The following is a 16,114-nucleotide window of genomic DNA, read 5'->3' on the forward strand; positions in this document are numbered from 1 at the left end:
TCTGCTCAGAATACTCTCAATCTTTTGATGGCTCAATTCAGGAATACTATACTTTTTCATCAAAATGCCTAAATAGTTGAAACACCGTTCAGAACAGCAGAATATTTGTATTTGAGAGGAACAATCTCTTGCAAATCAAGGCAATTCAAACATTAAAATATAAAAAACTGCACCCATCAGTAAGAACCGTTGGGTGCAGTTAGAATTAAAAAAATTTTTTATAAAAAAACGATTATTTAATTTTCGCTTCTTTATAAATAACATGCTTACGAACAACTGGATCAAATTTTTTGATTTCCATTTTTTCCGGCATATTACGTTTATTTTTAGTTGTAGTATAGAAATGACCTGTTTCAGCAGTTGAAACTAGTCTGATTTTCTCACGTGCACCTTTTGCTGCCATTGTTCAGCTCCTTAGATTTTTTCGCCTTTAGCACGAAGATCAGCTAAAACTGCATCGATGCCTTTTTTATCAATAATACGCATACCTTTCGCTGTTAAGCGTAAAGTTACGAAACGGTTTTCACTTTCAACCCAAAAACGATGGGTATGTAGATTCGGTAAAAAACGACGACGAGTTGCGTTCATTGCGTGTGAACGGTTATTACCAACTGCCGGACGTTTGCCTGTTACTTGACAGACTCTGGACATTTGTAATTCTCCAATAATTAACTAAAGCTTAAGCTCAACGGCTCGGATTACCAACATTCTAATTGGTTTAGATTTGTTAGCTACCTCGTCAGGTATTAAAACCCGACCCGCTACTAACTATATTAAAGGTCGTGGATTATACTCACTTTATCTTGATTTCTCAAGCCTGATCATAAAATACCTGCAGAAAAAGAGAAAAATTTCCTATTATTCTGACTATTTCATTGTATATTGCCGTTGCTCTCTATTTTGTAACACTAATCGTAAAATGGTAATAGCATTCATCACAATAACGGTAGATTCCAATAAAATTCCGCCAAATGAACCTACTAAAATATTATTTGTCAGCCAACAGCCTGACCCCACTAGCATCAACAAACGCATTGGAATACCTTTTAATAAAAAGAGAGAAATTGTACCAATGGTTGTACCGAAAATCGGGAAAAACTGCCACAAGGAGTCCGCTACTACATAACCGAAAATAATCCCTATAATAACAAAGAAAAGTGCAACATATTTTGAAGAAACATAAATCGATGTTGCTGTACGGCACGCCGACAACAACGAACTTAACGCTGAAACTGACGACCCTAATAAAATAAAATGCGACATATAGGTCAGATTCTGCACCAGCATCACAATCTTCAATTTTTTATCATTACGTTGATAAAAACTTAGCACACCTAAAATAAAAGCAAGTACACCTAAAAATTGTGGTAAGTTAAATATCTGTTCTAGCATATCGCATTGATCCTAAAAAATAGTTAGGAATTTATTTTACTAATCCCATTAATTCAGGAATAGACATTGAAATTGAAGGAAGATATGTTACTAACATTAATACCATAAAAATCGCAAAGAAAAACGGCAATAATGTTTTTATAACCCGTTCAATTTCAACATTTCCTACTTTACAACCTGTAAATAGAATTGGCCCTACCGGTGGGGTAATTGTTCCTAATGATAAATTAAATACTAATAAAATACCGAATTGTACAGGACTCATCCCCAAAGACATACAAATAGGTAAAAAAATCGGTGTAAAAATTAATACCGCCGGTGTGGGATCCATAAAGGTTCCTACCAATAAAAGAATTAAATTTATAATTAATAAAATTAATATTGGATTATCTGTAATAGATAATAATCCGGAGGCAATCATATTCGGAATCTGAGTAAATGCCATTACCCAAGACATTACAGAAGAGGTTGCCAACATAAAAATAACAATTGCAGACATTTTAGCTGTTTGTAAAAAAATTTGCGGTAGCATCTTCAAAGAAAGCGTTCTGTAACACAAACTCAATATTAATGAATAAACAACAGCAATCGCCGATGCTTCTGTTGCAGTAAACACTCCTGCAAGTATTCCCCCAATAACAATAATGACTAACGATAAACTTGGAATAGCTGCCAATGCAATTTTTACACTGTCTTTGCAAGTCACTTTCTCTTTTGTAATATAGCCTCTTTTTTTAGCCATAAATCCTGCAATAATCATTACCGCAACGCCCCATAAAATACCGGGTAAATAACCCGCCATAAATAAAGCAGAAACAGACACACTTCCAGCTACAGTTGCATAAACAATGATGGTATTACTTGGTGGAATTAACATTCCTGTCGGTGCTGAAGCAATATTTACTGCGGCACTATATCGGGGATCATACCCTTCTCTTTTTTCAATTGGAGTCATAATGCCACCAACTGCCGCCGCTGAAGCAACACCAGAACCACTAATCGAACCAAATAACATATTAGAAAGAATCGTTGTTTGAGCAAGAGATCCCGGTAAAAAATGACTAAAAATTTTAGCAAAATTGATTAGGCGAATAGCAATACCACCACTATTCATTATATTTCCTGCCAAAATAAAAAATGGTATAGCCAATAATGCAAAGGAATCTAAACCAACAAAAATACGTTGTGCTGAAGTGACCATCCCTCCTTGAAAAGGTAGTATTGCTAACATTGCAGCAACTGAAGATATACCGACACTAATACTGATCGGTGTTCCGATCACTAAGAAAAATACTGTACCTACCAACATAATAAGTGCAGCAGTCGTTGCTAAATCCATAGTTTCCTCCCATGAAATTTATTTTTTTGTGCAGTGATAAAACGTGGCTAAATTACAAATAGAATAAAAAACAATAATTGCTCCACTAATAGGAATTGCTGAATAAATAACACCGATCGGAATTTGCAATGCGGAATCTAATTGGAACATCTGTCTAACAGTTGCACTATAACCACCAATAATCATCACCCCAATAGCAAACGTTGCAATTACTATTTCAGAGATAGAATCAGCAACCACTTGTAATTTCGGAGGAAATTTATTTTTCAGAAAAGCGATTTCCATATGTTCTCTTAAACCAAAAACATAAGCACCAGCAAATAAAATTAGCCAAACAAATAAATAACGAGATAAGATTTCACTTACTGCGCTCGGACTATTAAATACATAACGCACAACAACTTGATAAGTAATCAATACCGTCATTAAGCCAACAATAAAAATACATATCCATTCAATGGCTCTATCTAAAATTTTCTTTATTAACAACAAAATATCAAACACCACACACCTCCTAAAATAAATAAGGATAGGCAAGCAGCCTATCCTTTAAGCATCTATTTCAATGCAATAATTTTTTCATACAATGCTTTTTGTGCTGGCGTTTTGATTAATTCCTCTTGAAGTGGTTTGCAACTTTCTTGGAATGGTGTTGTATCTACTTCAACGAAAGTAGCTCCTTTCTCTTTTGCAAAAGCTTCCGCAGTTTTAATTTGATCATTCCATAACTCAAATTCTTTTTTAGTGCTTTCTCTAGCAAGCTTTTTTAAAGTTTCCTGATCTTTTGGCGTCATAGTGGAAAGAAAAGCATCACTCACAACCAATAAATCTGCTACGCGTAAATGTCCTGTACGAGAAAAATACGGTGCTACTTCATATTGTTTCAAATCCGCATAGGTAATCTCATTATTTTCTGCACCATCCAATACCCCTTGTTGAATTGCCGTATAAACTTCACCTTGGTTCATTGGAACTCCGGTACCGCCCATACAGGACAACATTTTAATCATTGTATCTGACTGTAATACTCTAATTTTTTTACCTTTCAAATCTTCTTTAGATTTAATTGGGCCACCTTTGGTATAAAGGCTCCTCGCGCCTGCAGTATAAGCAGTTAATACCTCAAAACCGAACTTCTTAGTGGAAGCAAACAAATCATCTAAAATTCCAGAAGTAAACACTTTCTCTTGATGTGCAGTATTGGCATAAACATATGGAATACCTAATACCGCAAAGGTTTTATCAAAATTTTCCACTAAAGGATTAGCAACAACAGCCATTTGGATAGCTCCATTCTGCACTAATTCTAATGAAGCTCTCTGATTCCCTAATAATTCATTAGGAAAAACATTCACTTTATAACGACCGTCCGTTGCTTTGGAAAGTTCTTCTCCAAATTGTTGCAATGCTTGATATTGAGGGTGTTTATCAGACTGGTTAAAAGCAATTTTTACTTCTGTTGCCGCTAGAACAGAAGAGGAGTAAATCGCCGTAATAGCAGCCGCAAAAAGAGTTACTTTTTTAGATAATTTGAAGATTTTCATAATTACTCTCCTATTAATGGGTAATTCAATAAAATTTTTAAAATAGTGCTAACGTAAATCCTGCATTGGAACAAAATCCATATCATCGAAAGTTTGATTCTCGCCAACCATACCCCATACAAAACTGTAATTTTTCGTACCACAACCTGAATGGATAGACCAACTTGGTGAAATAATTAATTGTTTATCTCGAACAACAATATGACGGGTTTCTGTCGGTTCTCCCAAGAAATGGAACACTACTTGATCAGGTTCAATATTAAAATAGAGATACGCCTCCATACGGCGTTCGTGTGTATGAGCAGGCATCGTATTCCATACGCTACCTTTTTCTAATTCAGTCATTCCCATACATAATTGACAAGTTTCCAAAACTTCAGGATGAAGATATTGATTAATTGTGCGAGCATTGGAATTTTCTAATGTCCCTAATTTGACTTTTCTGGCATCAACATATTTAATCAACTTACTAGGAAATGTGCGATGAGCAGGCGCACTTAACCCATATAACACAGCCGGAGATTTATCATCTTGAGATGAAAAAGTGATCTCTTCTGTTCCTTTACCTAAATAAATTGCATCTAAATGCCCTACAGTGAAACTTCCCTGTTTTGTCGTAATAACCGCTGTACCGCCTAAATTGATAATGCCCAGTTCCCTACGTTCCAAAAAGAATTCCGTACCAAACGTCTTTTTATCAATTACCTCATCTAACAATAAGATTTCTCCGCTATTAGGAATAACCCCCAAAGCAACTAAACGGTCAATATGGCTATAAACAACATTAATCTTGCCGGGCTGAAATAAATCCTCACAAAGAAAGGCTTCACGAAGACGTGTCGTATCGTAATGTTTTGCATCCTCTGGATGCATATTGTGTAAAATTTTCATTTTTACCTCCTAAAAAATTAGAATTACTCTAAATTAGTTTTTTTGTATCGTCTATCAAAAAATTCAAAATTTGTGATAAAGATCTAAAAAAATTAAAACAATGTTTTATTTTTATGGAAGGTAATTCTTTAATTATGTATTTTAGACAAACATATCCCCCTCAAGTTAACTTGAGATAATGAATAATGCTTGATTAAGCTTCGGGATATTCCTAATTAATAACCAATTGTTTATAATTTAACATCTGTAATGATATAAAAATTGATGCCTATAGAAATATGAAAAAAGAAAATGCACCTGAAGCTGTGGCTTCAGTAATGAAAGTATTCAGTATTTTAGAAATCCTATCGGAACAAAAAGATATCGGAATAACCGAACTGTCTCAGAAATTAATGATGTCAAAAAGCACAACCTATCGTTTTCTACAAACAATGAAAACTTTAGGGTATGTTTATCAGGAAGATGATAGCGATAAATATGGATTAAGTTTAAAGCTCTTCGAACTAAGCGCCAGATCGCTAGAATATGTTGATCTTATCTCTTTTGCAGATAAAGAGATGCAATATATTGCAGAACAAACCGGTGAAGCATTGCATTTAGGGATTCTCGAAGGGCACGAAATTGTTTATATGCATAAAATTGATTCAAAATATAATCTTAGAATGCAATCTAGAATAGGGCGAAGAAATCCTCTTTATAGTACGGCTATTGGAAAAATTCTGTTATCCGGAGTATCTGATGATGAAGTTCGTACAATTTTGGCTGATGTTGATATGGTACAATCGACCAAAAATACAGTTGATAATGTTGAAAAATTAATTCCGGAGTTACATTCAGTAAGGGAAAATCATTATGCCGAAGATAATGAGGAGCAAGAAGAAGGTTTAATCTGTATTGCCGCACCGATTTATAACAGATTGGGGCAAATTATTGCAGGCATATCAATTTCTTTACCAACAATCCGCTTTAAAGAAAAGGATCGCCCATATTTAGTCAATTTATTACAGCAGGCAGGAAAGCACATCTCCGAACGCTTAGGTTTCTATGGCTATCCTGCGCTACAAAACCATAATTAAATTGATGGCATTGCAATTTTTGGAATAATCGCACCTTTGTGTTGAATGACTGTTCCAGCCAACAAATGCCCTGCTTGTGCTGATTCCACAATGGTTCCGCCTTGCAGGCGTTTTGCCAAATATCCGGCACTAAAAGAATCACCGGCAGCAGTGGTATCCACCACTTTTTCTACACGTGTAGCTTCTACTTGATAACGTTCCGATTTAGTGGCTATTACACAAGGTTCTTTCCCTCTTTTCACCACGATTTCTTTCACACCTAATTCTAAAGCTTGTTGAATAGATTGTTCATAGTCGGTAAAACCAAACAATGTTTGATCATCCTCAAATGTTAAAAATGCAATATCAGACAATACCAATATCCTTTTATAAATATCTCTCGCTACTTCAACATTTTCCCATAATGCCGGACGATAATTATTATCAAAAATCACCTCTATGTCAGCCTGTGCGATTGCTTCCAATAACTTCTGCCGATCACAATTCGGTAAAATCGCCAAGCTAATACCACTCAAATAGAGATAAGAATAGCCAGAAAGCAGATTTGCTATTTCATTAATAGACAAATCTGCTAACCAGTAACGTGCAGCAGCATCATTACGCCAGTATAAAAACCGACGCTCACCTTGAGAATCGGTTTTAATCATATATAAGCCAGGCTGCTTATCGGTAACGACAGCGACCGCAGCAGTATCTATACCTTCTTGTTGCCAATAATTAACCATCGCCCGACTTAAATCATCTTTCCCTATTCCAGTAAGATAGGATACTTTTGCCGAAGTACCTAACAATCGAGAAAGGTAAATCGCCGTATTAAGCGTATCCCCCGCAAATCCCTGACGATAACAGTCATTATCGTTCCAGAGTTCAATCATACATTCACCTAAAATTGCAATTTTTTTCTCCATTTATTGATACCTCACTATGTATAACTATCTTGCCAACCAACCACCATCTACTGCAATTGTATATCCATTAATATAATCAGAAGCAGCAGAAGCTAAAAATACACAAGGCCCAGCAACATCTTCTGGCAGTCCCCATCTTCCTGCCGGAATACGCTCTAAAATTTCCTTGCTTCTTGATTCATCACTACGTAATGCTGCGGTATTATCCGTTGCCATATAACCAGGGGCAATCGCATTAACATTAATGTTATATTTTGCCCATTCATTGGCCATTAGACGCGTAATCCCCATCACTCCACTTTTAGATGCAGTATAAGATGGAACACGAATACCACCTTGGAATGAAAGCATTGAAGCGATATTAATAATCTTACCGCCAGATTGTTGTTTTATAAACTGTTTTGCAACTGCTTGAGAGAAGAAAAAGACACTTTTTAAATTAATATTAATTACATCATCCCAATCTTTTTCACTGAACTCAATCGTATCCTGACGACGAATAATGCCTGCGTTATTTACTAAAATATCAACTTTACCAAAAGCTTCGACTGCTTTTTCCACGAGCGAAGTAATTTGATCCTGTTTCATTAAATTTGCCGGTAAGTTAATGAAACGTCTGCCCAATGCCGTAATCTTTTCTGCAGTTTCTGAAGCATCACTCAGATTTACTCCGACAACATCACAGCCTGCGGCAGCAAGACCCAAAGCCATTCCTTGCCCCAATCCAGTATTACATCCTGTAACAATTGCCACTTTCCCTAATAAATTAAATTTCTCTAACATTTTTTCCTCCTTAATCAAAAAATCCTATTAAATAATATTCTGTTTCTTTATTTTTGAAAAGTTGTTTTATTATTTTTATATTAAAAATATTTAATTAACTAATGGCAAAAAAATCCCGCTTACTACACTTTTGGCATTAAACGGGATCAGAAGGAAATTATTGATGATAATGTGTTAAGAATCTGGCAAGTTTGGTCATTGCCTCTTCAATTTGATGGACATATGGTAAGGTTACAATACGGAAATGATCCGGCTTATGCCAGTTAAATCCCCGTCCGTGAACCAACAACACTTTCTCTTGAGTTAAAAGATCAAACACAAATTTTTCATCGTCGTGGATGTTATACATTTCTGTATCAATTTTCGGGAACATATACATTGCGCCTTGAGGTTTAACACAACTGATACCGGGAATTTGATTAATCATCTCATACGCTTTATTGCGCTGTTCCAGCAAACGCCCACCCGGCAAAATAAATTCGTTAATACTTTGATATCCACCCAACGCTGTTTGTATGGCGTGTTGCATCGGCACGGTAGCACATAACCGCATTGATGCCAACATATCCAAGCCTTCGATATAGCCGGCAGCCGCCTTTTTCGGGCCATTAAGCACCATCCATCCTTGACGGAATCCAGCGACTCGATAGGCTTTAGATAAGCCATTCAAGGTAACTGTTAATAAATCTGGTGCTAATGCTGCAATGTGATGATGAACAGCACCATCATATAAAATTTTGTCATAAATTTCGTCCGCAAAGACAATCAATTTATTTTGACGAGCCACTTCCGCTAATTCTAATAATAATGCTTTGCTATAAACCGCTCCGGTCGGATTATTCGGATTAATAATCACAATCGCCTTTGTGCGAGGAGAAACCTTCTGCTTAATATCTTCTATATCCGGAAACCAATTCTGTTCTTCATCACATAAATAATGCACTGCTTTACCACCGGAAAGTGTTACTGCTGCTGTCCATAACGGATAATCAGGCATTGGTATCAACACTTCATCCCCATCATTCAAAAGTGCTTGCATTGACATCGTAATCAATTCTGATACACCGTTACCGATATAAACATCATTGACCCCAATATTAAGCAGTCCTTTTGATTGATAATATTGCACGATCGCTTTGCGTGCGGAATAAAGACCTTTGGAATCACAATATCCCTGTGCTGTCGGCAAATTGCGGATCACATCCACTAAGATTTCATCTGGTGCTTCAAAACCGAATGGCGCCGGATTACCAATATTCAACTTTAAAATCTTATGCCCTTCTTCTTCTAAACGACAAGCCTCTTTATGCACCGGCCCACGAATATCATAACAAACGTGTTCTAATTTATCTGATTTTGGGAAAACATCCATCACTGTCACCTTAAACAATTTATTAACAATAATGGGTTACTTTACGCTAATTTTTTGAGCTTAGAAAGATTTTCAAGAACTTTATTTGAAATTACGGTAAAATTACCGCTTTTATAACATTTGGATAAATAGAATAGCTATTGACAATGGATGTATTTCAACAACTAAAATCATTACTCACTACGCAGATTGCTATTTATCAACCTGATTGCCGCCGCTTTGGTGAAATCCAAGCATCCATAGAGGCTTCAAACATTGATCTTATCGCTTGGTTGAAAGGGCAAGCCGTATTTCCACAATTTTATTTGCAACAACGCCAACAGCAATATGAAATCGCTGCTGTCGGTGCGGTAAGCCACATCACCTCGTTTGAAGAATTAACCACATTTAAACAAGACTATCCCCATTTTAACCTTGTCGGTGGTGTCCAATTTTTAGGTGAAGTAAAGTTCATTTTGCCTCGTATTTATTTACATTATCAACAACAAAAATTAACTGTTAAGCTATTGTTTAATCAAAGAATTTGGCAACAAGAAAAACAACAACTGTTGCAAATTCTACAACAACTGCCGCATCCTCAAACTTGTAACGAGATCAAGGACATCACACCGATACTACACCATCAAAGTAGTACTCAATCTCAATGGCGGCAGTTAATCCAAAACGCATTAAATGCGATCAAACAACAGCAGTTCAATAAAGTGGTTCTAGCTCGTGAAACAGTATTTCAACTCAATCAACCACTCAATGGTTATGATTTGCTAGCATTAAGTCGTCAAACTAATCAGCATTGTTACCACTTTGCGATTGCTGAATCAGCACATTCTATTTTTTTAGGTGCCAGTCCAGAATGTTTATACTGCCGCACTGATTCAGATTTTCAAACCGAAGCACTTGCTGGTACCGCCCCCATTGGCGAAACAGATGAACAACAACGACGATATCAACAATGGTTATTGCAAGATCAAAAAAATCGCTTGGAAAATCAATTTGTTGTTGATGATATTTGTCAAAAAATTCAACCTTATTGTCAGACAATTGAAGTCGGTAAGGTACAATTACGCCAATTACGCAAAGTTCAGCACCTCTGTCATCCGATTAAGGCAACCTTGCAGCCGCAACATCAATATTGGGAACCATTATTCGCATTACATCCGACCGCTGCGGTTGCCGGTTATCCAAGACAACCGGCATTGTCATTCATTAAGAACAATGAACCGTTTCAACGCAACTGGTACGCCGGAGCAATCGGAGTTATCACACAATCTTTTGCTGAATTTTGTGTTGGACTACGTTCCGCAGAACTCACTAATCAACAATTACACCTCTTTGCCGGTGCCGGCATTGTTAAAGAATCTCAAGCAGATGAAGAGTGGCTAGAAATAGAAAGAAAAATGTCCGGATTACTCTCCCTGTTTGAGCTCAAATAAAATAAGGAGAATACAATGTCTATCAGTACATTTAACCGTTGCTGGTCTAAAGTCATTTTAGAATCACTGCTCCGTTACGGCGTGCATCATATCTGCATTGCACCTGGTTCACGTTCAACACCACTTACACTCGAAGCGGCACGATTACAGGATGAAAATCGTGTAACCTGTCATACTCACTTTGATGAACGTGGTTTAGGATTTTTTGCTCTTGGTTTAGCCAAAGCAACGCAAAAACCGGTTGCCATTATTGTTACCTCCGGAACTGCGGTAGCCAACCTTTATCCTGCCATTATTGAGGCTTACCAAACACAAACTAACCTCATCGTATTAACCGCTGATCGTCCGATTGAATTAATCGAATGTGGCGCAAACCAAGCTATTTGCCAACAAAAAATATTTGCTCACTATCCGATTGCTGAAATTAATTTGCCGAAACCAAGTCAAGATTACAGCGCCAATTGGTTAGTATCCACATTAGATCAAGCCTGTTATCAACAACAACTTACCCCCGGCGTCATACATATTAATGTGCCGTTCGCCGAACCACTTTACCAAGCGAATCTGCAACAAATTGACAACCATTCGTGGTTACAACCGCTAAGTTCTTGGTTACACAGCCAAAAACCGTGGGTGAAACATCCGGAAAATCAAGTCGAAGTGCTGATCCACGAAAATTGGGATCTATGGAGAACAAAACGGGGAATTGTCGTTGTCGGACGTTTGCCATTGGAACAAAGTATGGGAATTAGCACTTGGGTTAATACAATGGGTTGGGTATTACTAACGGATGTACAATCCACTGTTGAAGCGACATTGCCTTACGCCGATATTTGGTTAGCGAATAAAACGGTTTTTCAACAATTACTGCAAGCAGATATTGTGATTCAACTTGGTAGTGGCATTGTAAGTAAACGAATTAATCAATTTTTAGCAGCGTTTCAAGGTGAATATTGGCTGATTGATGCTTCACAACGCCGTCTTGACCCAGCACATCATCAACAAACCCGTTTTCACGCTAAAGCTCACCATTGGTTGCGTGCGCATCCACCACTCAGACAAAAACCGTGGTTGCTTGAACCGTTAGCACTATCACAATTTTGTGATAAATTTATTGAACAACAAGTTGGAAGCAATTTAAACGAAGCATCATTGGCTCATCATCTAGAGCGCTTACTGCCAACAAATGGCATACTTTTCCTTGGTAATAGTCTTTTTGTACGTTTAGTTGATGCACTATGCAAACTGCCTAATAACTATCCGATTTATACCAATAGAGGAGCAAGCGGTATCGATGGTTTATTGGCAACCGCTGCTGGTGTTGCTATTGCTCATCAACGCCCTTTGATCGCTTTTATCGGCGACATTTCCACACTGCACGATCTCAACTCTTTTGCCTTATTCAGAAAGGTTAAATTGCCTACCATTATTTTTGTAATTAACAATAATGGCGGTGCAATTTTTGATATGTTGCCAGTAGAAAATGAAGCTAAAGAACAATATTATCGCTTACCACATCATTTAGAATTTTCACAAATCGCCAATATGTTTGAGCTAAATTATGCACGGCCTTATACTTGGGCAGATTTAAGTTCTACCCTAAAAACAGCTTATATGCGTAAATCCGCTACTATTATTGAAATTAAAGTAAGTGCTACTGAAGGCAGCACTATTTATAAAAATTTGCTTGAACAAATTGCACAAGCGGTTATTGGTGATTAATACAGAAGAAAAAAACAAATCAAATACAAAAGAAAAACCCATCAAGCGGGAAGCTTGATGGGTTTTTGATTACCTGTTTTTAACGCTCAATTAATCAAACAGAAAATTCAGTAACATTAATAGCATCATCGATGGAAATATAAATACCTGTATTTTTATATTCATATTTCTTCGCACCATTTTCTGTTGCTACCTTATGCCAACTACTTTCTATTCTGACACTATCAGCATTCGTTCCATGAACTTCAATCGGACCAATTGTTGAAGCTTTGCCACTAACAATATCTCCTTTGTTTCCGATAATGAGTGTTCCACCTTTACCATTCAAATTAAAGACCTCAATGCTAGAAACATCAATATTGTTACCACCAATATCACCATACATTTCCAACCTTACTTTATTTGAATCACTATTTGGTGTACCAAGATTAATTGTATCTCGACCTTCACCACCATAAATCAATGATTGACCAGAGATACTATCATCTTTGAACATAGAGTTAATCGAAATGGAGTCATTTCCTGCACCAAGTTTAATATTATTTGATGAAAGAACCCAAGTATTAATAGTTACCGTATCTTTGCCTGAGCCAGACTCAATTTTTGCATGGATCATATTGCCGCCAACACTCATAGTATTATTACCATCACCAAGATTAATAATATAGTTATTATCCGGCAACTTAGCTAATGCATCTTTACTCTCTTCATACCAGGATCGTACATCGTCTTGATAATCACCAGTATATTTCAAACTAGCGTTATAAATCTCTTTAAAGATTGCCTTATCTCTGGCTTCAGAGTAATTAACACTATTACGCACAGTTACAGTGTCATCTCCTGCACCAAGCAACATAGTTACATTAGCTTGTCCGCCAATTCCTCCTACAGTAATTGTGCTACTGTCTTTTGAAAGAATTAACACATCATCTTGCAACTCTCCGCCTACCGTCAAAACATCACTTTCTGAACCAAGATCGATAATATTTGACGCCCATTGAGGAGCTGTATCAGTGATCGTTCCACCTACTGTCATCTTATCGTTTCCTGCACCAAGACTAAAATAGTTAGAATATGGTCGCTCACTATCATGATCCGCTTCAATTGAACGAGTAATTGAAATGGTATCATCATCATCGCCCATCGATACTTTCGCAGTTGTATTATTCATACCATAGCTGTCTTTAAAGACACCGAAAATACTAAAAGTATCATTACCGCTGCCCATTAAGATACGCTGAGGGCCATCAAATGAACCACCCGGATAACCAGCAGGGCCATAACCACTCATACCTTTACGCAAGATTAACGTGTCATCACCTCCGCGAGTAATCACATCAGTATGACCTCCCATACCAACGGCATCAATAAGATCATTGCGATCATAGGTTTGTAAAGTTGCTTTATACTCTGGAAGATCAGTGCCTCCATCAATAAAGCCACCAAACCCATTACCACCCTGTTTCTGACGAAGAATAATGATATTGTCTTTATCACTTGCTGTTGTTAAACCATTTGAACCATAATCTTTATTTTGCTCTTCATTACCATCACTATCGAAGTTACGAGGACCTCCGTCTTTATTCATATTCGTTGTTAAACGAGCTAAACGAAGCACTTTTGCATCTTTTAATAAATCAACAATTTGGGAATTCCCTTCTTTATCATAGAAGACAAATATTGATTCCCCATCTCTAATTGTTGTACTCCATTTATGATCTTTCTGAGCCACATCTACTGCACTGCTATAATTTTGTAAAACATCTGTCTGTGGGTTCTCTAATGCACCATCTTTTCTCCACACTTTAAGACTATCTTCTTTAAAGGTAAATTCAACGTGCAATTTTCCTGCTTCATCGGCATAAATATGATGTTCTACCGCCGGCGGTGTAGTATCTAACGTTACTCGATTTTCTACACTATCGGAAATAGTATAAGTCCCCAAAGCATTCGTATTATTAGTATCATAAGAGCTAGCTCTCAAGATATAGGTATGCCCATCTTTTGGATTAAAACCGTTAGCATTAAAGCCCATTACTGCTTTCCCTGTACCACTAACAGTTTGTTCTTGATTCCAAACTACTTGATTTGAATCTGTAGTATCAATGATCTCTAATTTCACTCTCCAGCTATCCAAATTAGTACCAGAAGGTGTTTGTTTATTAACTTGAACCCTAATATCAGACCATTGACCATCATTAGTGATACCATTTTTTTCTACTGCTCCGGTTAATGGCTGTTTATTATCATAAATAGTCACGTCAAGAATCTTAACACCATTACCTTCAGTATCCGGATTCCTAAATGGAATATTCAATGTTAATTCAGTGCCATCCTCAGCAAATACTTTAAATGTTTGGTTAGTAGTGCTATCCACTTTTTTTGCAGCTTCAGCATCAATCCGAATTTCCATATTTCCATCTTTATCTACACGGTATTCAGTAATACTTACACCCCCACCATTAGAAAAACCTTTAATCCAAGCATCTGATGTTGCCGCAAGTTTTGTTGCAAATGTTTTCCCACCAAAACTATCTGTAATACCAAGATCCTGTGCTGCAATCTTAACAATACCACCATTTTCCGATGCATAGTCATTCAATGTCTTACCTGATTTCCAAAAAGCTATATACGAAGCACTTTGTTTCATCTCAAATTCAGGCTGTGAACTTCTCGAAGTCCAATAGGCATCACCCGGCTCATTATTTCGCTCAGGAACTTCTGCACTTAAAGCGGTTATATTATCAATTAACGCTTTTTGACCATCAGTTTCATGTACCAATTCTGCAATATTCATCACTTCTTGTTTCAATGATGACAATGGTTGCCACATTTTCGAAAGCTCATCTACCTCATTTTGTGTAAAGCCATTCGTTGCAAATTCTGTTTTCTTCGCATTGAAGTCATCAAATGCCTGTTTCGCTTTTTCATATAGCGAATCAGCTAAAGTTTTCGGCGTAGAAGCTTTCTGATTTGGATCTGAACCTGCTTTTGCCTCTTCATCATCGGTATAACCATCTTTATCCCGATCTGGTATTTCTTTAACTGTTGCCTCAGTTGCCGATGCTGAATTACCTGCAACGTCAGTTACTGTTGCATTAATAGTTGTGCCGACTGGTGTACTATTTTGTGCAACCGTAATCATACCATTTGCAAGGTTCACACCCTCTACTGAACTTCCTTGTAGTACCCAACCATTTTCTGTCTTACGGTATTCAATTTCATTTGCTGCTGCTTCACCCGGTTTAGTAATCTTCACCTTAAACACATCACCAATATCAGCATCAGTAGGCAATACAATTGTTGTATCTTTTCCAGCTGGTGCATCAATTTGTGGCTCGCTTGGTGTTGTCGTATCCACCACATAGCGATCACTATTAAGTATCGTTGCTGTTCGCCCTGTTGTTTCATTACGAATAGTTACAACTACTGAACCTTCATCGTACTGACCTTCCGGTAAAGTAATCTTATTACCATCCAATTTAGCCGCTTCACCATTTACTGTAACGCTATCAATGACATAACCTTGAGGCGGAGTGAAACTCAATTCACCATTGTTAGTGATCTTATCTGTTGCCGAACTTCCAGTATCTTTCGTAAAGCTAATTTCAACTTTATTATTTTCCTGATCATCTGGAATGTCATTGTCGTTCGCAT

Annotated in this window: 14 protein-coding genes; 3 read left to right on the plus strand and 11 right to left on the minus strand. The window is 37.0% G+C overall.

Going from position 1 to position 16,114, the window contains the following annotated elements:
- Positions 1-232: 232 nt before the first annotated feature.
- The 7 genes from rpmG to kduI form a co-directional block, all read right to left on the minus strand.
- Entirely contained in the window at positions 233-403 is a 171-nt protein-coding gene (rpmG, locus tag JP36_RS04070; RefSeq protein ID WP_005542835.1) for a 50S ribosomal protein L33, read from the minus strand.
- A gap of 11 nt (positions 404-414) precedes the next feature.
- Entirely contained in the window at positions 415-651 is a 237-nt protein-coding gene (gene rpmB, locus JP36_RS04075) for a 50S ribosomal protein L28 (RefSeq protein WP_013746215.1), read from the minus strand.
- Positions 652-867: 216 nt separating this feature from the next.
- Positions 868-1,392: a YgjV family protein gene (locus JP36_RS04080; RefSeq protein ID WP_039172220.1), complete on the minus strand. Its 525-nt coding sequence runs from the start codon at positions 1,390-1,392 to the stop codon at positions 868-870.
- A gap of 31 nt (positions 1,393-1,423) precedes the next feature.
- Positions 1,424-2,731 carry a TRAP transporter large permease gene (locus tag JP36_RS04085; RefSeq protein WP_039172223.1) on the minus strand — a complete coding sequence of 436 codons (1,308 nt, stop codon included), beginning with the start codon at positions 2,729-2,731 and terminating at the stop codon, positions 1,424-1,426.
- A gap of 18 nt (positions 2,732-2,749) precedes the next feature.
- On the minus strand, positions 2,750-3,235 hold the full coding sequence (locus JP36_RS04090) for a TRAP transporter small permease (protein WP_197494784.1): 486 nt from the start codon (positions 3,233-3,235) through the stop codon (positions 2,750-2,752).
- Positions 3,236-3,288: 53 nt separating this feature from the next.
- Positions 3,289-4,275: a TRAP transporter substrate-binding protein gene (locus tag JP36_RS04095; RefSeq protein ID WP_039172225.1), complete on the minus strand. Its 987-nt coding sequence runs from the start codon at positions 4,273-4,275 to the stop codon at positions 3,289-3,291.
- 48 nt (positions 4,276-4,323) lie between these two features.
- Positions 4,324-5,166 carry a 5-dehydro-4-deoxy-D-glucuronate isomerase gene (kduI, locus tag JP36_RS04100; protein ID WP_039172229.1) on the minus strand — a complete coding sequence of 281 codons (843 nt, stop codon included), beginning with the start codon at positions 5,164-5,166 and terminating at the stop codon, positions 4,324-4,326.
- 278 nt (positions 5,167-5,444) lie between these two features.
- On the opposite strand from kduI, the gene kdgR reads away from it, so the two are divergent.
- Positions 5,445-6,242 (plus strand): DNA-binding transcriptional regulator KdgR, encoded by a 798-nt coding sequence (kdgR, locus tag JP36_RS04105; RefSeq protein ID WP_039172233.1) that lies wholly within the window; start codon positions 5,445-5,447, stop codon positions 6,240-6,242.
- Here kdgR and JP36_RS04110 read toward each other — a convergent pair.
- The 3 genes from JP36_RS04110 to JP36_RS04120 form a co-directional block, all read right to left on the minus strand.
- On the minus strand, positions 6,239-7,150 hold the full coding sequence (locus tag JP36_RS04110) for a sugar kinase (protein ID WP_039172236.1): 912 nt from the start codon (positions 7,148-7,150) through the stop codon (positions 6,239-6,241). The two genes, kdgR and JP36_RS04110, sit on opposite strands and share 4 nt — an antisense overlap.
- Positions 7,151-7,174: 24 nt before the next feature.
- The gene (gene kduD / locus JP36_RS04115) at positions 7,175-7,933 is read right to left on the minus strand and encodes a 2-dehydro-3-deoxy-D-gluconate 5-dehydrogenase KduD (RefSeq protein ID WP_039135068.1); all 759 of its coding nucleotides are present in this window, start codon (positions 7,931-7,933) and stop codon (positions 7,175-7,177) included.
- 157 nt (positions 7,934-8,090) lie between these two features.
- Positions 8,091-9,305: a pyridoxal phosphate-dependent aminotransferase gene (locus JP36_RS04120; RefSeq protein WP_039135071.1), complete on the minus strand. Its 1,215-nt coding sequence runs from the start codon at positions 9,303-9,305 to the stop codon at positions 8,091-8,093.
- Between the two features lie 146 nt (positions 9,306-9,451).
- Between JP36_RS04120 and JP36_RS04125 the strand changes: the two genes are divergently transcribed.
- Positions 9,452-10,735 carry an isochorismate synthase gene (locus JP36_RS04125; RefSeq protein WP_039172238.1) on the plus strand — a complete coding sequence of 428 codons (1,284 nt, stop codon included), beginning with the start codon at positions 9,452-9,454 and terminating at the stop codon, positions 10,733-10,735.
- Between the two features lie 15 nt (positions 10,736-10,750).
- Positions 10,751-12,457 (plus strand): 2-succinyl-5-enolpyruvyl-6-hydroxy-3-cyclohexene-1-carboxylic-acid synthase, encoded by a 1,707-nt coding sequence (gene menD, locus JP36_RS04130; protein WP_039172241.1) that lies wholly within the window; start codon positions 10,751-10,753, stop codon positions 12,455-12,457.
- Between the two features lie 94 nt (positions 12,458-12,551).
- Here menD and JP36_RS11605 read toward each other — a convergent pair.
- A partial coding sequence (locus JP36_RS11605; protein ID WP_039172244.1) for a hypothetical protein occupies positions 12,552-16,114 on the minus strand: 3,563 nt, incomplete at its 5' end.

This window comes from Gallibacterium genomosp. 1 (genome assembly GCF_000771875.1).
GTDB lineage: Bacteria > Pseudomonadota > Gammaproteobacteria > Enterobacterales > Pasteurellaceae > Gallibacterium.